Annotated in this window: 18 protein-coding genes; 5 read left to right on the forward strand and 13 right to left on the reverse strand. The window is 72.3% G+C overall.

The window, feature by feature from the left end:
• Position 1 precedes the first annotated feature (1 nt).
• From pqqE to ACIBVL_RS08695, 8 genes are all read right to left on the reverse strand, one after another.
• Positions 2–1,288, reverse strand: a complete 1,287-nt coding sequence (gene pqqE, locus ACIBVL_RS08660) for a pyrroloquinoline quinone biosynthesis protein PqqE (protein ID WP_399094022.1) — start codon at positions 1,286–1,288, stop codon at positions 2–4.
• Positions 1,285–1,551 carry a pyrroloquinoline quinone biosynthesis peptide chaperone PqqD gene (gene pqqD / locus ACIBVL_RS08665; RefSeq protein WP_399094025.1) on the reverse strand — a complete coding sequence of 89 codons (267 nt, stop codon included), beginning with the start codon at positions 1,549–1,551 and terminating at the stop codon, positions 1,285–1,287. Before pqqD ends, pqqE begins: the two co-directional genes overlap by 4 nt.
• Positions 1,548–2,336: a pyrroloquinoline-quinone synthase PqqC gene (pqqC, locus tag ACIBVL_RS08670; RefSeq protein WP_399094028.1), complete on the reverse strand. Its 789-nt coding sequence runs from the start codon at positions 2,334–2,336 to the stop codon at positions 1,548–1,550. Before pqqC ends, pqqD begins: the two co-directional genes overlap by 4 nt.
• A complete protein-coding gene (pqqB, locus tag ACIBVL_RS08675) occupies positions 2,333–3,232 on the reverse strand; it encodes a pyrroloquinoline quinone biosynthesis protein PqqB (protein ID WP_399094031.1) in 900 nt (299 codons plus the stop codon). The genes pqqC and pqqB overlap by 4 nt, the downstream gene beginning before the upstream one ends.
• A 9-nt stretch (positions 3,233–3,241) precedes the next feature.
• Positions 3,242–3,382, reverse strand: a complete 141-nt coding sequence (pqqA, locus tag ACIBVL_RS08680) for a pyrroloquinoline quinone precursor peptide PqqA (RefSeq protein ID WP_399094034.1) — start codon at positions 3,380–3,382, stop codon at positions 3,242–3,244.
• A 63-nt stretch (positions 3,383–3,445) separates the two neighbouring features.
• Positions 3,446–4,579 (reverse strand): PQQ-dependent sugar dehydrogenase, encoded by a 1,134-nt coding sequence (locus ACIBVL_RS08685; protein WP_399094037.1) that lies wholly within the window; start codon positions 4,577–4,579, stop codon positions 3,446–3,448.
• A gap of 120 nt (positions 4,580–4,699) precedes the next feature.
• The gene (locus ACIBVL_RS08690) at positions 4,700–5,809 is read right to left on the reverse strand and encodes a PQQ-dependent sugar dehydrogenase (RefSeq protein WP_399094040.1); all 1,110 of its coding nucleotides are present in this window, start codon (positions 5,807–5,809) and stop codon (positions 4,700–4,702) included.
• 286 nt (positions 5,810–6,095) lie between these two features.
• Positions 6,096–7,982: an ABC transporter ATP-binding protein gene (locus ACIBVL_RS08695; RefSeq protein WP_399094848.1), complete on the reverse strand. Its 1,887-nt coding sequence runs from the start codon at positions 7,980–7,982 to the stop codon at positions 6,096–6,098.
• A 162-nt stretch (positions 7,983–8,144) separates the two neighbouring features.
• Between ACIBVL_RS08695 and ACIBVL_RS08700 the strand changes: the two genes are divergently transcribed.
• Together ACIBVL_RS08700 and ACIBVL_RS08705 are read left to right on the forward strand one after the other, a co-directional pair.
• Complete coding sequence (locus tag ACIBVL_RS08700) at positions 8,145–9,104, forward strand: YbhN family protein (RefSeq protein ID WP_399094043.1); 960 nt, start codon at positions 8,145–8,147, stop codon at positions 9,102–9,104.
• A gap of 593 nt (positions 9,105–9,697) precedes the next feature.
• The gene (locus ACIBVL_RS08705; RefSeq protein ID WP_399094046.1) at positions 9,698–10,795 is read left to right on the forward strand and encodes a mechanosensitive ion channel family protein; all 1,098 of its coding nucleotides are present in this window, start codon (positions 9,698–9,700) and stop codon (positions 10,793–10,795) included.
• Positions 10,796–10,823: 28 nt separating this feature from the next.
• Here the strand turns inward: ACIBVL_RS08705 and ACIBVL_RS08710 are convergent, their stop codons facing one another.
• Complete coding sequence (locus ACIBVL_RS08710) at positions 10,824–12,371, reverse strand: M1 family metallopeptidase (RefSeq protein WP_399094049.1); 1,548 nt, start codon at positions 12,369–12,371, stop codon at positions 10,824–10,826.
• Between the two features lie 220 nt (positions 12,372–12,591).
• Here ACIBVL_RS08710 and ACIBVL_RS08715 point away from each other — a divergent pair, with 220 nt between their 5' ends.
• Entirely contained in the window at positions 12,592–14,814 is a 2,223-nt protein-coding gene (locus tag ACIBVL_RS08715) for an NADP-dependent isocitrate dehydrogenase (RefSeq protein ID WP_399094052.1), read from the forward strand.
• A 93-nt stretch (positions 14,815–14,907) separates the two neighbouring features.
• On the opposite strand, the gene ACIBVL_RS08720 is transcribed toward ACIBVL_RS08715, so the two are convergent.
• A complete protein-coding gene (locus ACIBVL_RS08720; RefSeq protein WP_399094055.1) occupies positions 14,908–15,045 on the reverse strand; it encodes a hypothetical protein in 138 nt (45 codons plus the stop codon).
• Between the two features lie 36 nt (positions 15,046–15,081).
• On the opposite strand from ACIBVL_RS08720, the gene ACIBVL_RS08725 reads away from it, so the two are divergent.
• Positions 15,082–15,876, forward strand: a complete 795-nt coding sequence (locus ACIBVL_RS08725) for an N-formylglutamate amidohydrolase (RefSeq protein WP_399094058.1) — start codon at positions 15,082–15,084, stop codon at positions 15,874–15,876.
• 21 nt (positions 15,877–15,897) lie between these two features.
• Here the strand turns inward: ACIBVL_RS08725 and ACIBVL_RS08730 are convergent, their stop codons facing one another.
• The 3 genes from ACIBVL_RS08730 to ACIBVL_RS08740 all read right to left on the reverse strand — a co-directional run bounded on the left by ACIBVL_RS08730 (position 15,898) and on the right by ACIBVL_RS08740 (position 18,470).
• Positions 15,898–16,377, reverse strand: coding sequence for a hypothetical protein (locus ACIBVL_RS08730; protein ID WP_399094851.1), 480 nt, complete (start codon positions 16,375–16,377; stop codon positions 15,898–15,900).
• A 22-nt stretch (positions 16,378–16,399) separates the two neighbouring features.
• Positions 16,400–16,975, reverse strand: a complete 576-nt coding sequence (locus ACIBVL_RS08735) for an RNA polymerase sigma factor (RefSeq protein WP_399094061.1) — start codon at positions 16,973–16,975, stop codon at positions 16,400–16,402.
• An 82-nt stretch (positions 16,976–17,057) separates the two neighbouring features.
• Positions 17,058–18,470 (reverse strand): S8/S53 family peptidase, encoded by a 1,413-nt coding sequence (locus ACIBVL_RS08740; protein WP_399094064.1) that lies wholly within the window; start codon positions 18,468–18,470, stop codon positions 17,058–17,060.
• Positions 18,471–18,662: 192 nt separating this feature from the next.
• Here ACIBVL_RS08740 and ACIBVL_RS08745 point away from each other — a divergent pair, with 192 nt between their 5' ends.
• Positions 18,663–21,227, forward strand: coding sequence for a CHAT domain-containing protein (locus ACIBVL_RS08745; protein ID WP_399094854.1), 2,565 nt, complete (start codon positions 18,663–18,665; stop codon positions 21,225–21,227).
• Positions 21,228–21,274: the final 47 nt, after the last annotated feature.

A 21,274-nucleotide genomic window follows, 5' to 3' on the forward strand; every position in this document is an offset into this window, starting at 1 on the left:
GTCATGGGGGTCCCTCCCGCTCGAGCGAAGCCGAGAGTGGGGGAGCGTGCTCTCGGCGTGCCGGGCGCAAGCCCTCGTACTGGACGTACTCGGGGTTGTGCCCGGTGCGGCGAGAGGGCGTGCCGGGCGTCGCGACGGGGCGAACGCCGCCTGCCGCGGCACCGGCGCGCGCGGCGCCCGCCTCCGGCCCGGGACGGCGGTACACGTACGGCGGTGGGTCCTGCGCCGGGCCGGTGTCGGTGAGGGTGCGCAGGAGGCTGTGGTCGGGGGACAGGGCGCACGCCGGGTCGGTGCGGGTGGCGTCGCCGGTGAGGGCGTACGCCTGGCAGCGGCAGCCGCCGAAGTCCTCCTCCCGGCGCGGACAGGTGCCGCAGGGGCCGGTCATCCAGTCGGTGCCGCGGTAGCGGGTGAAGGCCGGGGAGTGGTCCCAGATCCAGTCGAGCGGACGGTCGCGGACGTTAGGCGGGTCGAGGTCCGGCAGGGAGGCGGCGGCCGGGCAGGGCAGTACGGTGCCGTCGGGGGCGACGGTGAGGGAGACCGCTCCCCAGCCGCCCATGCAGGGCTTGGCGACGCCGTCGAAGTAGTCGGGGACCACCCAGACCAGGTCGATCCGGCCGGCGAGCCGATCGCGCCCGCGTTCGACGCTCTCCCGGGCGCGGGCCAGCTGGTCGCGGGAGGGCAGCAGCGCGGTGCGGTTGAGCAGGCCCCAGCCGTAGAACTGGGTGTTGGCCAGCTCGATGCGGTCCACGCCCCAGGCCTCCCCCAGGTCGATGAGATCGTCGACGGCGTCGAGGTTGTCGCGGTGCAGCACCACGTTGAGGCCGAGGGGGAGCCCGGCCCGGCGGACCAGGGCGGCGGCCCGCTCCTTGGCGGCGAAGGCGGACGGACGTCCGGCGATCCGGTCGTTGGCCTCGGGGTCGGCGTGCTGGACGGAGAGCTGCACACTGCGCAGGCCCGCCGTGCGCAGCGCGGTGAGCCGGGCCTCGTCCAGTCCGGTGCCGCTGGTGACCAGCTGGGTGTAGATCCCGGCGCCCTCGGCGGCGGCGACGATCCGCTCCAGGTCGGGGCGCAGCAGCGGCTCGCCGCCGGAGAGATGGGTGTGGACGACGCCCAGGGCGGCGGCCTGGCGCAGTACGTCCGTCCAGTCGTCGGTGGTCAGCTCGGCCGAACGGCGGGCCAGCTCCAGGGGGTTGGAGCAGTACGGGCAGTGCAGCGGACACGCGTGGGTGAGTTCGGCGAGCAGGGCCCAGGGGCGTGCCGGGGCCGTGGGGGTGGGAGCAGCGGTCACCTGAGCCAGCCCTCCTGGTGCAGACGGTCGAGGAAGGCGGGGACCTCGGTGGCCACCGGGGCGCCCGGGTACCGCTCGGTCAGCTCGGCGACGATCCGGCCCACGGTCCGTGTCCCGTCGCACAGGCCGACGATCCGACCGGCCTGTCCCTCCAGGACGACCACCCGTTCCGGCAGGACCAACAGGTCGGCGCCGCGCACGCGGTCGTGCCGCAGCACCAGCGCCGGGGCCAGGGCGGGCCGCCACCGCCGGCCGGCCGTCACCCCCTCCCCCGTCGGCCGTCGCGCCGGGACCGGCCCTGGTTGCCGGCCCCGTTCCCCGTGTCGGCCCCGTGCTGCTGTACCGCGTCGAGCAGGGACCACAGCACCTCGCACTTGAAGCTCAGCGCGGCAACGGCCCGCTCCTGGTCCTCGCGGGTGCGGGCCCAGTCCAGGACGAGGGCGAGTGCCTCGGTGCTGTCGCGGCGGCCCTGGTCGACCCGGGTTCGGAAGTAGGCGAGCCCCTCCGGCGCGATCCAGGAGTAGTGGCGTTCGAAGGCGTCGATACGCAGCCGCATCAGGTCGGGCGCGGTCAGCTCGGTGAGGGAGGCCGCGACGGCCTCCAGCGGCGGACGCAGTCGGCAGAAGTTGACGTAGCCGTCCACCGCCAGCCGTACGCCCGGCAGGACGGCCTCACCCGCCAGCAGGCTCCGGCGGTCCAGACCGGCCGCCTCGCCGAGCCGCAGCCAGCGCTCGATGCCGCCCTCTCCCTCCGCGCGCCCGTCGTGGTCCTCGATGCGCCGCAGCCACATGCGCCGCAGCCGCGGCTCGTCCAGCTTGGCGATGATCAGCGCGTCCTTGACCGGGATGTACCGCTGGTAGTGGAAGCGGTTGGTGATCCAGGCCCGTACCTCCGCCGGGTCGAGGTCGCCCTCGTGCATCCGGACGTTGAAGGGGTGGCGGTCGTGGTACCGCTCCCGGGCCACCGCGCGCAGGCGGCCCTCGAATTCGGCGGGGCTCCAGGGCTCGGTCGCGGGGGGCCCGGTCCGGGGGGCGAGTGCCGTGGTCACAGCTCGATCACCAACTCGTCGTCGGCCACCTCGATACCCAGCCGGGCGAGCCGCTTGTGCTGCGCCGCTCCGGGATCGACGAGGGGGTTCGTGTTGTTGAGGTGTGTGTAGTAGCAGCGGGCGGACAGCGTGGCGAGGATTCCGGCGGTGCCGCCCGGTCCGTCGACGGGCAGATGGCCCATGCCGGTGGCGGTGCGGGAGGAGATGCCGGCGCGGCGGGGCTCGTCCTCGTCCCAGAAGGTGCCGTCGACGATGACGCAGTCGGCCTCGGCGGCGGCCTGGTGCAGCGCGTCGGACCAGGCGGCGACGGCGGGGGCGTAGACCGCCGTCCGGCCGGTGGCCGGCTCGTACAGGCGCAGCGCGACGACCCAGGTGTCGTCCTCGGGGGCGTCGGCGGCGTACCGGGGGCGCTTGGCGGAGACGGGGACGGCGCTGATCCGCAGGCCCTGGTCCGGCGGGCCGAGGGAGCGCGTGCCGTGGCACGGCAGTTCCCGCCAGGTAAGTGCGGTGTAGGGGCCCAGTACGTCGCCGAGGCGGAGGCGGTCGGTCAGTGCCCGGCGGACCGGGGGCGTGGCGAGGATCTCCAGGGCGTCCGCCTCGCGCAGCCGTGCGATGCCCAGGGTGTGGTCGAGTTCGGCGTCGGTGAGGACGACTCCGGCGATCGGTGTCTGCCGGGGCCCGGGGCCGGGGTGGAGCGCCGGGTGGGCCTCGATCTGGTCGCCGATGTCGGGGGTCGCGTTGACGAGGTACCAGCGGCCGTCGTCCGTGCGGACCGCGAGGGAGGCGTGCCGGCGGCGGCGCTCGGGATGCGCGCGTGCCCCGGAGCACCCGGGGCACGCGCAGTTCCACTGCGGGATGCCGCCGCCGGCCGCGGTGCCGAGCACCTGCAGCAGCATGGCGGCGGGCTAGCGGGCGGAGAGGGAGTAGGCGGTGACCTCCAGCGCGGTGTCGACGACCGTGTAGCCGGGGGTCTGCCAAGCGGACGAGGCGTCGGGCTGCGCGATGGTCTCGGCCGGGTGGCCGGTCTGTTCGGTGGTCTCGTTCATGGTGCGTACCTTCCTTCCGGGGGAGGTGGGTTCACCCCGTCGCGGGATGTGTGTGACGGGGAGTCACTTGATGCTGATCTTCAGGATGCGGTCCTTGTCGTCGCCGCGGTCGGTGGTGCCGAGCCAGAGTTGGTCGGCGCCGGGCACCTTGGCGATCGCCCGCAACCGGCCGTAGGCGCCGCTGTAGTACGCCTTCGCGGTTCCGACGTTCTTGCCGGTGCCGTCGATCGGCAGGGCCCACAGCCGCTGGCCGAGCAGCGTGGTGACGTAGATGACGTCGCGCTTGATCGCGATCTGGGCGGGCACGCCGCCCTGGTCCGGGTGCCAGACCCTCTTGGGGTTGGTCATTCCGGCCTTGGAGCAGGAACCCTCGCAGGTGGGCCAGCCGTAGTTCTTGCCGGGCTCGACGAGGTTGAGCTCGTCCCAGGTGGACTCGCCGATCTCGGTCTCCCACAGCCTGCCCCGGGCGTCCCAGGCGAGGCCCTGCGGGTTGCGGTGGCCGAGGCTGTAGACGCGGGTGCCGAACGGGTTGCCGGGCGCCGCCGCACCGCTCTTCGTGATGCGCAGGATCTTTCCGTTGAGCGAGTTCTTGTCCTGGGCGAGATTGCGCTTGAGGGCGTCGCCGACGCTGACGTACAGATAGCCGTCGGGGCCGAACGCGATCTTGCCGCCGTTGTGGTCGCCGCCCCGGGTGATTCCGCCGAGGACGACCGTGTAGTCGCTGAGCGAGGTGCCGTCGAAGTGCATCTTCACGACGCGGATCGCGGAGGCGACCGTGTGGACGAAGAAGACGTCCTTGTCGGTGGTGCCGTTCCAGGTCGGTGAGGGGGCGACGCCCAGCAGCCCGCCCTTGCCGCCGCTCGGGGAGGGGGGCACCGTGTGCGGGACCGTGCCCACCTTCTTCTTGGAGCCGTCGCTCGCCTGGAGCCACACGTCGGCGGTGAAGCGCTCGGTCACCAGGGCCCTCTTCCCGTCGGGGAGGAAGGTGATGGCCCAGGGTCTCGTCCACTTGTCGGAGAGGACGGTGGCGCCCGCCGGCGCGCCGCCGGCCCGGGTGGCGTCCCCGGGGTCCGCCACGGCCGTCGAAGCCGGCTGCAGGACGCAGGCCCCGAGGAGTGCGGCGACCACGGCCGTGCCCGACCGGACTCGTTTCAGCGCCGGGACGCGTTTGAGCGCCGAATACGCCAAGCGTGACATTCTGATGCCTTTCCTGTCGCGGGAAATGTCGTGGGAAACGTCGTGCGAAACGTCGCGGGAGACGTCGTGGGAAACGTCGTGGGAAACGTCGTGGGAAACGTCGTGGGACTTGTCGCGGGGTCAGTCGACGGTGACTTTGAGGAGGAGGTCCTTCTCCGTGCCGCGGTCGCTCGTGCCGAGCCAGAGTTCGTCGGCGCCGGGGACCTTGGCCAGGGCCCGCAGCCGGCCGTAGTCGTCGCCGTAGTACGACTTCGCGGCCTTCACGCCCTTGCCGGTGCTGTCGATCGGCAGCCGCCACAGCCGCCGGCCGCGCAGGGTCGACGCGTAGATGACGTCGTCGACGATGGCGATCTGGGCGGGCACGCCTCCTTCGGACGGCTTCCAGACCTTCCGGGGATCGGTCATTCCCGCCTTGGAGCAGGACCCTTCGCACACGGGCCAGCCGTAGTTCCTGCCCGGCTCGACGAGATTGAGCTCGTCGTACGTCTCGTGCCCGATCTCCGTTTCCCACAACTGCCCGGCACGGTCCCAGGCCAGGCCCTGGGGATTGCGGTGGCCGTAGCTGTAGACGGCGGTTCCGAAGGGGTTTCCGGGGGCCGGCTCACCGGTCCGGGTGATGCGCAGGATCTTCCCGTTGAGCGAGTTCTTGTCCTGGGCGAGTTTCGACTGGTAGGCGTCGCCGGTGGTGACGTACAGATATCCGTCGGGGCCGAAGGCGAGCTGTCCGCCGTTGTGCTGCGTGTCCCTGACGATGCCGGTGAGGACGGGTGTGTAGTCGCTCAGGGAGGTTCCGTCGAAGCTCATCCGGACGACACGGTTGTCGGTGGCCGTGGTCTCCATGAAGAACACGGCCGTGTCCGTCGAGCCGTCCCAGGTCGGTGACACGGCGACGCCCAGCAGTCCGCCCTTGTCCTGGGTCTCCTTGCTCCACACCACGTCCGGCACCGTGCCGACCCGCCGTTTGGAACCGTCGAGGGCGACGTTCCAGACGGTGCCGGTGTTGCGTTCCGTCACGAGCGCCGCCTCGCCGTCCGGCAGGAAGGAGATCCCCCAGGGCGTGGTCAGCCGGTCCGCCAGGGTGCTGATGCCCGACGGTCCGCCGGCGGCCCGGGCAGCTGTCGCGGGAGCCGCCGCGGCCGTCGCCGGCAGCGCACCGGCGGTCATGACGACGGTGACGGCGGCGATCACGGCCGGCCCCGGACGAACTCGATGCTGCGCCAAGCGTGCCATTCTGCTGCCTTCCTGCCACAAGGGCGACCGGCGTAATAGTCGAAGGGAATCCGCCGCCGAATTCGGAGAAACACGAGCAAGGCCCGCGACGCGGCAATGGCTCCTTCAAGGAGTATTGAGGGCAGGTTCTGGCGCGGGCCACCGGAGTTGCCCCATCCTGCTGAACCGGGCCGGCCGGACGGGTGCGCAGGCCGTCGCCGCCGCACCCCGGGCTCGGGTACGACGGCCGACGTGTTCGAGTGGCGGGGGGCCTCCTCGTCGTGCGCCGTGGACGGGCGCCGCTGTCTCAGGCGGCCGGGGCCGTCGGCTCCGGCACTCCCGGCTCCTCGAACTGCGTGCGGTACAGCTCGGCGTAGCGTCCGCCCGCCGCCAGCAGCGTCTCGTGGGTGCCGCGTTCGACGATCCGGCCGGACTCGACGACGAGGATCTGGTCCGCGGCCCGCACGGTGGACAGGCGGTGGGCGATGACGACGGCGGTGCGGCCGGTCAACGCCTCGGTGAGGGCTTCCTGGACGGCCGCCTCCGAGGTGTTGTCGAGGTGGGCGGTGGCCTCGTCGAGGATGACGACACGCTGACGGGCCAGCAGCAGCCGGGCGATGGTCATCCGCTGGCGTTCGCCGCCGGAGAGCCGGTAGCCGCGTTCGCCCACGACGGTGTCGAGACCGTCGGGCAGGGAGTGGACGAGGTCGTCGAGGCGGGCGCGGCGCAGGGCGTCCAGGAGCTCGTCCTCGGTGGCGGTCGGGCGGGCGAGGAGGAGGTTGGCGCGGACGGTGTCGTGGAAGAGGTGGCCGTCCTGGGTGACCATGCCGAGGGTGGCCCGCAGGGAGCTGGCGCTCAGGTCGCGGACGTCGGTCCCCCCGATGCGGACGGCGCCGGAGTCGACGTCGTAGAGACGCGGCAGGAGTTGGGCGATCGTGGACTTGCCCGCGCCCGAGGAGCCGACGAGGGCGACCGTCTGTCCGGGTTCGGCGCGGAAGGAGACGCCGCGCAGGACCTCGGCGCCACCGCGGGTGTCGAGGGAGGCGACCTCCTCCAGGGAGGCGAGGGAGACCTTGTCGGCGGAGGGGTAGCCGAAGCGGACCTCCTCGAACTCGACGGCCACCGGGCCCTCGGGGACCTCGCGGGCGTCCGGCTTCTCCTCGATGAGCGGCTTCAGGTCGAGCACCTCGAAGACCCGCTCGAAGCTGACCAGGGCGCTCATCACTTCGACGCGGGCCCCGGCGAGCGCGGTGAGCGGGGCGTACAGGCGGGTCAGCAGCAGGGCGAGGGCCACGACGGCACCCGGCTCCAGGGCGCCGCCGAGGGCGAGCCGGCCGCCGAGGCCGTAGACGAGGGCGAGGGCGAGGGCGGAGACCAGGGTCAGCGACGTGAGGAAGACCGACTGGGCGGTGGCCGTACGGACCCCGATGTCCCGGACGCGGGCGGCGCGGGCCGCGAACTCCGCCGACTCCTCCTCGGGCCGCCCGAACAGCTTGACCAGCGTGGCGCCGGGCGCGGAGAACCGCTCGGTCATCCGGGTGCCCATCGCCGCGTTGAGCCCGGCCGCCTCCCGCTGCATTCCGGCCATCCGGCTGCCCATGCGCCGGGCCGGGATCACGAACACCGGCAGCAGGGCCAGCGCCAGCAGCGTGACCTGCCAGGACAGGGTGAGCATGACGGCGAGGGTGAGCAGCAGCGTGACCAGGTTGGAGACCACTCCGGAGAGGGTGTTGCTGAACGCGCGCTGGGCGCCGATCACGTCGTTGTTGAGTCGGGAGACGAGCGCTCCCGTACGAGTACGTGTGAAGAACGCGACCGGCATTTTCTGCACATGATCGAACACGGCCGTGCGCAGATCGAGGATGAGCCCCTCTCCGAGCGTCGCCGAGAGCCTCCTGCCCAGGATGCCGAGCGCCGCCTCCAGTATCGCGATGAGCGCGATGAGCAGCGCCAGCCGGACGACCCGGTCGGGGTCGCCGTGCGACACGATCGCGTCGACGACGCGCCCCGCGAGCACGGGTGTGGCCACGGCGAGCAGCGCGGTCATCACCCCGAGCACGACGAAGAGCGCGATCCGGCGGCGGTGCGGACGGGCGAACACGCCGATGCGGCGCAGTGTGGCGGGGTCGAAGGGGCGGCGTTCGTGCTGGGAGTTCATGACGCTGTACAGCTGCGTCATGGCAACGGCATCCATGCTCATGGGAAAGACCGTAGAACCTCAAGCATTCTTGAGGTCAATGCCGGCCCCCCGTCCCCTCGTACGAGGACCCACCCGAAGGACCCGATGACCGTACGTAATGCTCCGTCCCCGCTTCCGCAACCCGCTGTTGGGATCGCGCGGAAAACCTCTCCTGGTGTGACAGCAGTCCCGCTCCCCCCGCTCCCCCGGCGCTTCCCCGTCCGCCGGGTCCTGTGTCTGCTCCCGCTCCTGCTGGTCTCCGTGGTCGCGGTGCGGCATCGTACGGTGCTCGCCGAGGGTTTCGGTCATCTGCGGACGGCCGAGTGGCCCTGGCTGCTGGCCGCGGCCGGGGCGACGTGTCTGACGTGGGTCGCCGCGGCCGTCACCCGGCAGGGGGCGGTGGTGCAGCGGTTGCCCCGGCTCCGGTTGCTGGCCACGCAGTTCGCGGCGGGCGCGGCCAACCATCTGCTGCCGACGGGTCTCGGCGCCGGCGCGGTCAATCTGCGGTTCATGACGGTGTGCGGGGTGCCGCTGGCCCGTTCCTCGGCCGCGCTGGCGCTGTATCTGCTGGCGGAGGGCGTGGTCCGGGTGGGTCTGCTGGCCGCGCTGCTGCTGGTCTTCCCCGACGCGCTGCGGCTCGGTTCCCTGCTGCCCGACGGGGCGCTCGGCCCGCTCCTGGGCGCGCTGGTGGCGGCCGCGATGGTGGCGGCGGGTGTCCTGTTCCTCGTACGACGGCTGCGGACGGCCGTGTTCTCGTTCCTGCGCACGGCACTGTGCGAGGCCCGCTCGGTGCACACCTGCCCCTCCCGGGCGCTGGCCCTGTGGGGCGGGTCGCTGGCGTTCCCGGTGCTCCAGGCGGCGGGACTGACCGCGGTCGGCCAGGCGTTGGGTCTCCCGGTGCCGCCGGCGCACATGGCGGTCGCCTACCTCGCGGCGACGGTGGCGGTCGCCCTCGTGCCCACCCCGGGCGGCATCGGCTCGGTGGAGGCGGCCCTGATCGTGGCCCTGGTCGCGGCGGGCGGTCCGGTGGCCCTCGCCACGGCGGTGGTCCTCACCTACCGCATCATCACGGTGTGGCTGCCGCTGCTGCCGGGGGCGGTGACGCTGGGGGCGCTGGTGCGGTGGAAGGTGATCTGAGAACGCCCGCGCGTTCCCGGGCGGGGCGGGCGGGCTGCGGTTCACAGGTCGTCGAGATCCGACTGGACCCTCTGGTTGCGGAACAGAGCGGCCGCCAGGTCGGCGTCGGTGCCGTTCCGGTGAGGAGGGAGACCACCGCGACCAGTGCGGTTCCGGCCAGGCGGGGCGCCATGACGGGCAGGCAGCCGTGACCGGCCCGGTGCGCAGGCCGGCGGCTGCGGGCACGGCGGCACCGCGCGACGCACGAGGAAATCGACCGGAAAGGCGAGGCGCCGCGCTGGTCAGGGGCGGGGCTGTCACCCTCTTCCCCCGTTGGGCGCACGGATCCTGACACACCGAAAGCGCTTGCGAAAGTGGATGGTCAGGGGACTTGTGAGCACCCTGTGAGCCGAGGGACGAGTGCCCGAAAGATGTCGTACGGGCAGGTGTACGGGTGCGAACCGCGGTACCGCATGCGGCAGGATGAAGGGTCGTGCCCGTTCACGCGGGCGCGCCAGCACATCCCGGAAACAAGCAGGTGACAACGTGACGCTTCTTCACATCCGGCCGTCGGCGGCCCCCTCCGCCGCGCAGCGACTTCCCGGGGGTGACCGGTGAACCGGGCGCTGGCCCTGGACGACTACGTCCTCGCCGGTATCGCCCTGGCCACCGGGTTCCTCGTGGCCTTCCTGTCACGGACGCTGCTGCTGTGGCTGGCCAAGCACGCCAAGCGGACGAGGTGGAGCGGCGACGACGTCATAGTGGACGCGCTGCGCACGGTGGTGCCGTGGCTGGCGATCGCCGGCGGGGCGGCGGCCGCGGCCGCGGTGCTGCCGCTGACGAGGCCGGTCCAGCACACCGTCAACCAGTGCCTGACGGTACTGCTGATCTTCGTGGTGACCCTGTCGGCGGCGCGGGTGATCGCCGGGCTGGTGCAGGCGCTGACCCAGTCCCGCTCGGGTGTCGCGGGCTCCGCCACGATCTTCGTGAACATCACCCGGGTACTGGTCCTCGCGATCGGTTTCCTGGTGGTGCTGCAGACCCTGGGTATCTCCATCGCGCCGATGCTCACCGCCCTGGGCGTCGGCGGTCTGGCGGTGGCGCTGGCCCTCCAGGACACCCTCGCCAACCTCTTCGCGGGCATCCACATCCTCGCCTCCAAGACCGTCCAGCCCGGCGACTACATCAAGCTGAGCAGCGGCGAGGAGGGGTACGTCGAGGACATCAACTGGCGTCAGACCACGGTCCGGGCGCTGTCCAACAACCTGATCGTGATCCCCAACGGCCAGCTCGCCAAGGCCAACATGACCAACTTCATGCGCCCCGAGCAGCAGTTGACGATCCTGGTGCAGGTCGGCGTGGCCTACGACAGCGATCTGGAGCACGTGGAGCGGGTGACCATGGACGTGGTCGCCGAGGTGATGACCGGGATCACCGGGGCCGTCCCCGACCACGAACCGGCCGTCCGCTTCCACACGTTCGGCGACTCCAGGATCGGCTTCACCGTGATCCTGGGCGTCGGCGAGTTCAGCGACCAGTACCGGATCAAGCACGAGTTCATCAAGCGGCTGCACAAGCGCTACCGCGACGAGGGCATCCGGATCCCGGCGCCGGCGCGCAACGTGTCGCTCCAGCAGGGGACCGTCGTGATACCGCAACAGCGCGTCCCGGAGGAGGCGGGCGAAGTGGCCTCCGCCCGCCTCGACGGCTGACTCGGCGCGGCGCCGGGTCAGGGCCGGCTCAGAGCGTCGCCGAGTTCTCGTGCCAACGCGCCCCGGACTTGTTGTGCGGGGCCGTGAGAGACGGTGCCACCGGGGTGACCGTCCAGTCCGGATGGCCGGGCATCCTCGGTGTCGTCGTGCCGTACAGCCAGTCGCGCAGGAAGCCGGAGACGTCCTGGCCGGAGACCTGGCAGGCGACGGCGATGTAGTCGTCCGTCGACGCCGAGGAGTTGCGGAAGCGGGCCAGGAAGGCGCGCTCGACCGCGTGGAAGGCGTCCTCGCCGATCAGCTGCCGCAGGGCGTACAGGACGAGGACGCCGCCCAGGTAGCGCTGGCTGTCGAAGAGGTTGGCCGCGTTCGGCGCGGCGACCGGCCCCGAGAGCCGCCGCCACTGGTCGCCGCGCGCGTACGTGTCCTTCATCCGCGCCTCGAAGGTGGTCAGCCCCAGGGAGTCCGGCCAGCCGCGCTCGTAGCGGTACAGCAGGCCGTAGAAGTCGGCGTGGCCCTCGTTGAGCCAGAGGTCGGCCCAGGTGGCGGGGCTGACGCTGTTGCCGAAGTAGGAGTGGACCAGCTCGTGCATCATGTGCGAGCCGATCTTCGGCTCCGCCTGGAGCAGGAAGTTCGGCTTGTAGAGGGTGAGGGTCTGCGTCTCCAGGCCGGTGAAGTCGAAGGCGGCCGGGTCGTCGGAGTTGCAGGGCAGCAGGCCGTACGTCTCGAAGGGGTACGCGCCGAGCCGCTGCTCGAGCCACTCCACCAGGCCGGGGGTGAGGGCGAGCGCGGGCTCGAGCGCCTCGGCCCGTGCGACCGGGACGACGTCGCGCAGGGGCAGCCCGTGCGGGCCCTGCCGCTGCTTGACGACGTAGTCCCCGACCGTGATCTGCGCCAGCTCGGTGGCCATCGGGGAACGGGAACGGTAGGTGTAGGCGATCCGGTCGCCGGCCAGGTGCTCGGTGCGGACGAGGGAGCCGTTCGCGACGGCCTTGAGGGCGGCCGGGACGGTGATGCGGAAGGTGAAGTCGGCCTTGTCCGACGGGTGGTCGTTGCAGGGGAAGGCGGTGTGCGCCGAGTCCGGCTGGGGGCACAGGGCGAAGCCGTCGGGGGTGGGGACCCAGGCGGTGTGCGGGAGGGCGCGGCGCGGGTCGGCGGTGTACGTCACCCGTACGGTGGCCCGGGTGCGGGCGGGGAGGGAGCACACCGGGGTGATCCGCAGCTTCTCGTCCACCTGCTCGAACTGCGCCGTGCGGCCGTCGACGCGCACGGCGGCTATGTCCAGGCCGAGGGCGTCCAGGGAGAGCCGGGACAGGGACTGGGTCGTGCGGATCTCCAGGGTCGCCGTGGCGTCGACCAGGGTGGTCGTGGCGTCGTAGGAGAGGTCGAGGTGGTAGGCGGTGACCCGGTAGCCGTCGTTGCCGAGGGCAGGGAAGACGGGGTCGCCGAGGGTCTCGGGGGCCGGGGTGCCGTCCGTCCTGCCTTCAGGGGCGGCGTAGGCCGTGGTGCCCCCCGTGAGAACGGCCGCGGTGCCGATCAGGGCCGCTGCGGGGCCCGTCACTCTGGTGCGATATCTCATGATCCGCTTTCGCTGAGGCGGCCGGATGGTCGGTCCGGCCGGTGGACGAGGTCGACTCTCTCCCCCGTGGACCGCCTTTTCCGGCGGATCGGTTGCCTCGCGAAGGACACCGAACGGAAAAGAAGTGTGAGCGGACCCCCATCGGACCCCTGTCGAGTCCGTCCCCATCACGAGATATCTTGATGTCGAGCAATGTTGCAGACGTGGAGCGGAGCACCCGGTGACTGACTCGACCATCATCTATACGCACACTGACGAGGCCCCGGCCCTGGCAACGTATTCCTTCCTGCCGGTGGTCCAGGCGTACGCCTCGCAGGCGGGTGTCACCGTGGAGACGCGGGACATCTCACTGGCCGGGCGCATCATCGCCGTGTTCCCGGAGTACCTGACCGAGGACCAGCGCGTCCCGGACGCGCTGAGCGAGCTCGGCGAGCTGGCCAAGACGCCCGAGGCCAACATCATCAAGCTGCCGAACATCTCGGCGTCGATCCCGCAGCTCAAGGCCGCGATCGCCGAACTGCAGGCCCAGGGCTACGCGCTGCCGGCCTACCCGGACGACCCGAAGACCGACGAGGAGCGGGAGATCCAGGCCCGCTACGACAAGGTCAAGGGCTCCGCCGTGAACCCGGTCCTGCGTGAGGGCAACTCCGACCGCCGCGCCCCCGCCTCGGTCAAGAACTACGCCAAGACCCACCCGCACCGCATGGGCGCCTGGTCGTCGGACTCCAAGACCAACGTGGCGACCATGGGGAGCAGCGACTTCCGCTCCACCGAGAAGTCCGTCGTGATCTCCGAGGCCGGTTCGGTGCGGATCGAGCTGGTCGCCGAGGACGGCACCACCACGGTCCTGCGCGAGTCCGTACCGGTCCTCGAGGGCGAGGTCGTCGACGCGTCCGTGATGCACGTGGCCGCGCTGCGGGAGTTCCTCACCGCGCAGATCGCCGAGGCGAAGGCGCAGGGCGTGCTGTTCTCCGTGCACCTCAAGGCCACGATGATGAAGGTCTCCGACCCGATCATCTTCGGTCACGTGGTGCGCGCGTTCTTCCCGAAGACGTTCGAGAAGTACGGCAAGGTCCTCGCCGGGGCCGGCCTCTCCCCGAACGACGGTCTGGGCGGCATCCTCAAGGGGCTGGAGACCCTGCCGCAGTTCGGTGAGGAGATCAAGGCCTCCTTCGACGCCGAGCTCGCCGAGGGCCCGGCCCTGGCGATGGTGGACTCCGACAAGGGCATCACCAACCTGCACGTGCCGTCCGACGTCATCGTCGACGCCTCGATGCCGGCCATGATCCGCACCTCCGGCCACATGTGGGGCCCGGACGGCCAGGAGGCCGACACCCTCGCGGTGCTCCCGGACTCCTCCTACTCCGGCGTCTACCAGGCCGTCCTCGACGACTGCCGCGCGAACGGCGCCTACGACCCGTCGACCATGGGCTCCGTCCCGAACGTCGGCCTGATGGCGCAGAAGGCCGAGGAGTACGGCTCCCACGACAAGACCTTCGAGATCAAGGCCGCCGGAACGGTCCGTCTGGTCGACCAGGCCGGCAACGTCCTCATCGAGCAGCCGGTCGCCGAGGGCGACATCTTCCGCGCCTGCCAGACCAAGGACGCGCCGATCAAGGACTGGGTGAAGCTGGCCGTCACCCGCGCCCGCGCCACCGGCGACCCGGCCGTGTTCTGGCTGGACGAGACCCGCGCCCACGACGCCAACCTGATCGCCAAGGTCAACGAGTACCTGCCGGAGCACGACACCGAGGGTCTGGACATCCGCATCCTCGCCCCCGTCGAGGCGACGAAGCTGTCGGTGGAGCGCATCCGCCGCGGTGAGAACACCATCTCCGTCACCGGCAACGTGCTGCGCGACTACCTGACCGACCTCTTCCCGATCCTGGAGCTGGGCACCAGCGCCAAGATGCTGTCGGTCGTCCCGCTGATGGCGGGCGGCGGCCTCTTCGAGACGGGCGCCGGCGGCTCCGCCCCGAAGCACGTCCAGCAGCTGGTCAAGGAGAACTACCTGCGCTGGGACTCCCTCGGTGAGTTCTTCGCGCTCGTGCCCTCCTTCGAGCAGTACGCCACGGCCACGGGCAACACTCGCGCCAAGGTCCTCGCCGACACCCTCGACCGCGCCACGGCGACCTTCCTCAACGAGGACAAGTCCCCGACCCGTCGCGTCGGCGGCATCGACAACCGCGGCAGCCACTTCTACCTGTCCCTGTACTGGGCTCAGGAGCTGGCCCGGCAGACCGACGACGCCGAGCTCGCGAAGGCCTTCGCGCCGCTCGCCGAGACGCTCTCCGCCAACGAGCAGACCATCATCGACGAGCTGATCGCCGCCCAGGGCAAGCCGGCCGACATCGGCGGCTACTACCAGCCCGACCCGGCGAAGGCGGCGGCGGTCATGCGCCCGTCGGCCACCTGGAACGAGGTCCTCGCCTCCCTGGGCTGACGCCCCCGTGAGCTGACGCTCGCCCCATGAGTCTCCGCCCCGGCCGGCGCTCCATCGGCCGGGGCGGAGCCATGTCCGGCGCGTCCGCCGACGTCACCGGTCGCGGGTGGTGATCAGCTCCTCGACCTCGGCGCCTGCGCAGCCGTGGTGCCCCGGGAGCTGTTCGTCGCTCACGGCCATGCCGGTTCCCCCGCCCTTCCCCCGTCGTGTTCTGATGGCACCTTCGATCATGCGCCACGCCACCGACAACGCCCCGGGAGCAGCCTGATGACCCCTGCCGCACCGTCCTTCGAGCTGCTCGCCGGTGCCGCCGGATCGCCGGTGATTCTGCATGTGCCGCACGCGGCGCGGGAGATACCGGACGGCGTGCGGGCGGGGATCGTGCTGGACGACGGGGCGCTGGAGCGGGAGTTGGATCACCTCACCGACGCGCACACCGCGGAGATCGCCGAGGAGGCGGCGCGGCTGGCCGGCGTGACGCCCTGGCGGTTCGTCAACCGGCTCTCGCGGCTGGTGGTGGATCCGGAGCGGTTCCCGGACGAACGGGAGGAGATGCGGGCGGTCGGAATGGGGGCCGTGTACACGCGGACCACGCACCGGGAGGTGCTGCGGGGCGCCGGCGTCGATCCCGAACCGCTGGTCGAGCGGTATTTCCGGCCGTATGCGCGGGCCATGACGGAGGCCGTGGGTGAGCGGCTGGCGGCGGTCGGGCGGGCCGTCGTCGTCGACGTGCACTCCTATCCGACCGAGCGGCTGCCCTACGAGCTGCACGGCGAGGGCCCGCGGCCGCCGGTCTGCCTCGGCACCGACTCCTTCCACACCCCGCCGCAGCTGCTCGCCGCCGCGCGCGAGGCGTTCGCGAAGGTCGGGGAGACGGGGCTGGACAGCCCGTTCGCCGGCACGTACGTCCCCCTGGAGTACTACGGGAGGGAGCCCCGGGTGTCCGCGCTCATGGTGGAGATCCGACGGGACACCTACATGAGCGAGCCGGGCGGGGCGGCCGGGGCGGGACTGCCCCGGCTCGCCTCGGCGCTGGCGGCCCTGGTGGACGCCGTCTCCTGAGTCCGGTCCGGCACGACGGCCTCAGGCGCGCATCCACTCCGTGACGACCACCTCCCCGCCGGCCCGCAGTCGCAGGGCGAAGGGGCCGGTGGGCGGGGCGTCGCAGGCGAAGCGGCCCATGTCGTCGGTGGTGAGCGAGGCGCCCGCGCGCGGGCCGTGCAGGACCTCGACCGAGGCCGGCTGCGGCGGCAGCAGCTGTCCCAGGAGCCCTTCCTCGGTCACTTCGACGTCGACCGTCAGGTCGCCCGTGTGGAAGGTCAGCATCCGCGGCACGTCCACCGCTCCTCGGACCGGTACCGCGTCGGTCAGCGAGTCGAAGGTCAGCTCGGCGATCCGGGCGTCCAGGTCGTGCAGCGCGTACGCCTCGACGGCGATCCGGCGCAGCTCGGCCGGGACCGGGTCCAGGATGGCGGCGGCCCGGCGGAGTTCCTCCTCCAGACTTCCGTGGTCCAACTCCTCGGCGTCGAAGAAACCTTCGCCGGTCACGTAGTCGTCGTTCATGTCATTCATGTCGCTCATGTCGTCACAGCGCTCCCCGTGCGTCGAGTCGGGCCCGCAGACGGCGCAGGCAGCGCTGGCGCATCGGTCCGATGCTGCCGACGGCGATGCCGAGTGCGGTCGACACCTCCTGGTAGCTGGGCGGCGGCGAGGCGATCAGCACCCGCAGGAGCTGTCGGCAGCGGTCGCCGAGCGCCTCGAACTCCTGCCACAGGAACCGGACGCGCTCGCTCTGCTCGGCCGCCTCCTCCGAGTCGAGGACCGACTGCTCGGGAGTCAGTTCCTCGCTGGCACGGTCGAGCAGCTGAGGATCGTCGGTCGGGGTCAGCCGCTTTAAGCTCTTGAGCACCTTCAGGCACTCGTTGCGCGCGGTGCTCGCGAGCCATGAGCCCGCCTTGCCCGGTTCGCGGATCCCGCCGAGGTGCTGGGCGAAGCGGAACCAGACGGTCTGGTAGACCTCGTGTCCGTCGGCATCGGAGAGCCGGTGTGCGCGCACGACCGACCACACCAGCGGGCTCAGCCCTTCCACGAGCGCCTTCCAGGCCGCCGTGTCACCGTCGACGGCCAACTGGACGAGCGCGCCGACATCAGTACGGTCCACGGTCCCACCCCTCGTGTACGACCTGTCATCGTACGCGGTGGCGGAGGGTCCGTCGGACCTCATGAGGTCCTCGTATCCGTACTCATGCCAGGGCGACCGGCACCGGACGCCAGGTGGTGGGGCGCAGCGCCGGTACGTGCGCCCCGCGCACTTCGGCGAACTGCGTGTTCCGGGAGAGTAGTCGACGGGCGGCGGCACGGGGATCGGTCTCCTTGTTCGCGGTCATGTGGGCGGCGACGAGTCCGGCCACCACGGGAGTTGCGAAAGAGGTCCCGCTCCAGGAAGCGAACCCCTCGAACATCACCTGGTCCGGCTTGCCCGAGGCGTCGCTCAGCAGGCCCGTGTGGCGCGGGGAGCGGCAGGTGCAGGCGTACCCGAAGCCGTAGCGGCAGGTGTCGTAGGTGGAGTGCTGGTAGACGTACGGGACGGGCGTGTCGAAGCCGGTGAGGGCGCTGGTGAGGCGCTCGCCGGGGGCGTAGACCCGCACCCAGGGGCCGTAGTTGCTGAAGCAGGCGCCGTACTCGCCGTCGCCGCGCAGCGCGCCGACCGACACGACGGCGTCGGCGTACTCGGGCAGCGAGGCGTAGGCGGCGGGCCAGAAGGGCGTGGCGCTGGCGTTGTTGCCGGCCGCCGCGACCAACAGGGTCCGTTGCGCGCGCAGTTCGCGCATGAAGGCGTCGACGCCGAGGAGGCCGTCGACGCGGCCGTTGGAGGTGCCGGCGGAGAGGCTGAGGATGTCCGGCCAGCCGCCCTCCTCCACGGCGTCGAAGAGTTTCTCGCCGAACGCGTCCTCCAGGATCGCGCCGCAGTCGTCGAGGGTGTTGCGCACGGTCACGTCGGTGTTGGGCGCCACGGCCGCGACCAGCCCGGCGATGAACGTGCCGTGGCCGACGTACTGCTGGAGGACACCGCTCTCGTCGGTCTCCCTGACCTGGAGGTCGCCGTCGGTGTGGGCGAGCGGCGGGTAGGAGCGGTAGTCGTGCATCAGGCCGGTGTCGATCACGAGGACGCCGACGGCGCTGTCCGGGTCGTGGTCCCCCTCGGCCCGGCCGGGGTTGGGCGTCCGGGTGGACGGGGCGGGCACGGGCTCGTCGCCGGGGCAGGCGTTGACGGAGATCGACACCACGTGGTTGCGGCTGACGAGCCGGCGTCGGGCGCGGCCCTCCGCCTCTCGCAGGGCGCGCAGGGCGCCCGCCACGGCGTGGTCCGCGGTGCGGTCGCCGTGGCCGGGGTTGCCGACCATGATGCGGGTGATGCCGGAGCGGTTGGTCCGCGGTCCGGCCCGGCGGACGTGCTCGGGGAGCAGGCCGGCGGTCTCGGTGAAGTGGCTGCGGACGGTGTCCTCGACGAGCTGCGCCTCCTCTCCGTCGCGGGCGAGGACCACGCCCTTCTCGTAGATGAACTCGGCGGAGTCGTCGGGCCCCATCGCCAACGGCACGTCCGGCAGCGCGCGTTGGATCTGATCGAACTGCTCGTGGAATCGTTGTGGTGCCATGGCGTGTCCTCCCCCTGGCCGATGTGTCGTCAGTCAGAGCCGCGAGACCCTCGGCTGATACAGGTGAGTTCGTTGACGTGATGTCCGGTCGATACTCACGGATAGGGTCCCGTACCGGTGTGGCGTGCCGAGCGGAGCACTACCATCCGTGGGGTGACAGCGGGAAACGACTCGGTTCTCGAACTGCTGCCGATGGTTTTCGCCGCCCCCAACGACGCGTTGTCGCGGGCGGAAGGAGTGCTCGACACCGATCCGACGCCGTTGCACGCCTCGGTCGCCCATCAGGTGATCGGCATCTGGCAGCGGGACTGGGGCGACATGCGGCTCGCCCTGGACCATCTGCGGCGCGCCCGCGCCCTGGCGGCCCGCGCGGACTCGGCGGAGCGCGAGGCGGACGTCCTGGCCACGCTCGGGGTGGCGCTGGTGCACGCGGGCCGCACCCGGCAGGGCCTGGCGGCGTTCGAGCGGGGGGTCGGGCGCGGGACGGGCCACACGCGCGCGCGGGTGCTGTACCGGCGGGCCTACTCCTGGTGGGTGCTGGGGCACCATCGTGAGGCGCTGGAGGACGTACGGCGGGCGATCCCCGTGCTGCGGCAGGCGGACGACGTCATCTGGACGGCGCGTGCCCTCACCCTGCGCGCCACCGTGCATCTCGCGCTCGGGGCGGTGGAGCGGGCGGAGGCGGACTTCACGGCGGCCGAGGCACTGTGGGACACCACCGGGCAGGAGCACGACAAGGCGGACGCGGTGGAGAGCCGGGGGCTTGCCGCGTTCCGCTCGGGGGACGTCCCGGCGGCGCTGCGGCTCCTCGACGAGGCCGAGGAGCGGTACGCCAAGCTCGGCACGCCGACGTTCATGCTGAACATCCGGCGCTGCGAGGTGCTGATGGCGGCCGGGCTCGCGCCGGAGGCCCTGGCCGAGGCGGACGCGGCCATAGCGGTCCTGGACGGGATCGGCGGCCAGTCCACCCGCAAGGCGGAACTGCTGCTGGCCGCGGCGAAGGCGGCCCGGCTGGCGGGCGATCCGGGCACGGCGATCGCCCGTGCGGCGGTGGCGGTGCGGCTGTTCGCCGGGCAGCGGCGCACCTGGTGGGAGACGCATGCCCAACTGGTGCTGATCGACGCGCGGGTGGCCGCCGGGCGTGGCTCGGGGCGACTGGTCGCCGACGCGGTCAAGGTGGCGGAGCGGCTGTCCGCGTTCGGAGCGCCCGCCGCACCGGAGGCCTGGCTGCTGGCGGGCCGGATCGCGCTCGGCCTCGACTGGACGGCGGACGCCGAACGGTATCTGGAGGTCGCCGCGCGCAGTCGGCGCAGCGGGCCGCCGCTGGCGCGGATGACCGGCTGGGCGGCGCAGGCGCTGTGGGCACGGGCCACCGGGTCGGGGCGGGGTGTGCTGGAGGCCTGCCGGCGGGGGCTCGACGTGCTCGACGCCCACCGGACGACGCTGGGCGCCTCGGAGCTGCGGGCCCGGGCCACCGCGCAGGGCGCCGAACTGGCCGCGCTGGCCCAGCAGGTGAGCCTGGAACGGGGCGGGCCGCGGCGGCTGCTGGTGTGGAGCGAGCGCTGGCGGGCCACCGCCCTGTCCACGCCGCCCACCCGGCCGCCCGCCGACCCGGCGCTGCTGAGCGGCCTGACCGCGTTCCGGGTGATCGCGGCGCGGGCGGAGGCCGCCCGGATGGACGGCCGCCCGGTACCGACCCTGGAGCGGGAGCAGCGCCGTCTGGAACGGGAGATCCGCTCCCGCACCCTGCACATCCGCGGGCACTCCCCCGGGTACGGCGGCCGGTTCGACGTGGGCCGCCTCCTCGACCGGCTCGGGGACGGACGGCTGGTCGAACTCGCCGTCCTGGACGGGCGTGTCCAGGTGCTGCTGTGCGGCGGGGGGCGGGTGAGACGGTTCGCGGGCGGGCTGCTCGCCGAGGCGGAACGCGAGGCCGAGTACGTGCAGTCCGCGCTGCGCCGGCTGGCACATCCGGGCGGGGAGGGGCGGCTGCCGCTGGTCGAGACGGCGGGGCGGCGGCTGGAGGAGCTGCTGCTGGGTGAGGCGGCGGGGCACCTGGGCTCCGGGCCGCTGGTGGTCGTCCCGCCGGCCCGGCTGCACCGCGTCCCGTGGGCGCTGCTGCCGTCGCTGCGCGAGCGGGTGGTGAGCGTGTCGCCGTCGGCCAGCGCGTGGCTGCGCGCCCGGGACACCCAGCCGCCGCCCGGCGGCCGGCACGTCCTGGTGCGCGGTCCGGGCCTGGCGACGGGCGGTGCGGAGGTGCCGGAGGTGGCCGGCCGGTACGGCAGGCCGACGGTGCTGGAGCAGGCCGACGCGCATGGGGCCCGGGTGCTGCGGGAGCTGGACGGGGCCGCGCTGGCGCACATCGCCGCGCACGGCACCTTCCGCGCCGACAGTCCGATGTTCTCGTCCCTGCGCATGGCCGACGGCCCGCTGATCGTGCACGACTTCGAGCGGCTCGCCCGCAGCCCGTACCGGATCATCCTCTCCAGCTGCGACACCGCCCGGCTCGCCTCCGTGGGCGCCGACGAACTCCTCGGCCTGGTCACGGCGTTGCTCCCGCTGGGCACGGCGGGTGTGGTGGCGAGCAGCGCGCCCGTCAACGACGCCGCGGTGGTGCCGCTGATGCTGGCGCTGCACAAGGGGCTCAGCGCCGGCGTCTCCCTGGGGGAGGCGTTGCGCGACGCACGGGCCGCGCTGCCGGGGGACGCGGTGCACCAGGCGACGGGGTGGGCGTTCACGGCGTTCGGCGCGGCGTGAACGGCGTGAACGCCCCCGTGTCGCCGGACGTGGTCGAGCGTCGGCGC

The sequence above is a fragment of the Streptomyces sp. NPDC049687 genome, assembly GCF_044465285.1.
In the GTDB taxonomy this organism is placed as follows: domain Bacteria; phylum Actinomycetota; class Actinomycetes; order Streptomycetales; family Streptomycetaceae; genus Streptomyces.

Bases quoted from the DNA above. Each gene is read 5' to 3' on its own strand.
- ACIBVL_RS08690 (WP_399094040.1), bottom strand. From the start codon at position 5,809: ATGGCACGCTTGGCGCAGCATCGAGTTCGTCCGGGGCCGGCCGTGATC.
- ACIBVL_RS08685 (WP_399094037.1), bottom strand. From the start codon at position 4,579: ATGTCACGCTTGGCGTATTCGGCGCTCAAACGCGTCCCGGCGCTGAAA.
- ACIBVL_RS08740 (WP_399094064.1), bottom strand. From the start codon at position 18,470: ATGGCACCACAACGATTCCACGAGCAGTTCGATCAGATCCAACGCGCG.
- ACIBVL_RS08725 (WP_399094058.1), top strand. From the start codon at position 15,082: ATGACCCCTGCCGCACCGTCCTTCGAGCTGCTCGCCGGTGCCGCCGGA.
- ACIBVL_RS08730 (WP_399094851.1), bottom strand. From the start codon at position 16,377: ATGAACGACGACTACGTGACCGGCGAAGGTTTCTTCGACGCCGAGGAG.
- ACIBVL_RS08720 (WP_399094055.1), bottom strand. From the start codon at position 15,045: ATGATCGAAGGTGCCATCAGAACACGACGGGGGAAGGGCGGGGGAACC.
- ACIBVL_RS08695 (WP_399094848.1), bottom strand. From the start codon at position 7,982: ATGGATGCCGTTGCCATGACGCAGCTGTACAGCGTCATGAACTCCCAG.
- ACIBVL_RS08745 (WP_399094854.1), top strand. From the start codon at position 18,663: ATGGTTTTCGCCGCCCCCAACGACGCGTTGTCGCGGGCGGAAGGAGTG.
- pqqA (WP_399094034.1), bottom strand. From the start codon at position 3,382: ATGAACGAGACCACCGAACAGACCGGCCACCCGGCCGAGACCATCGCG.
- pqqB (WP_399094031.1), bottom strand. From the start codon at position 3,232: ATGCTGCTGCAGGTGCTCGGCACCGCGGCCGGCGGCGGCATCCCGCAG.
- ACIBVL_RS08710 (WP_399094049.1), bottom strand. From the start codon at position 12,371: ATGAGATATCGCACCAGAGTGACGGGCCCCGCAGCGGCCCTGATCGGC.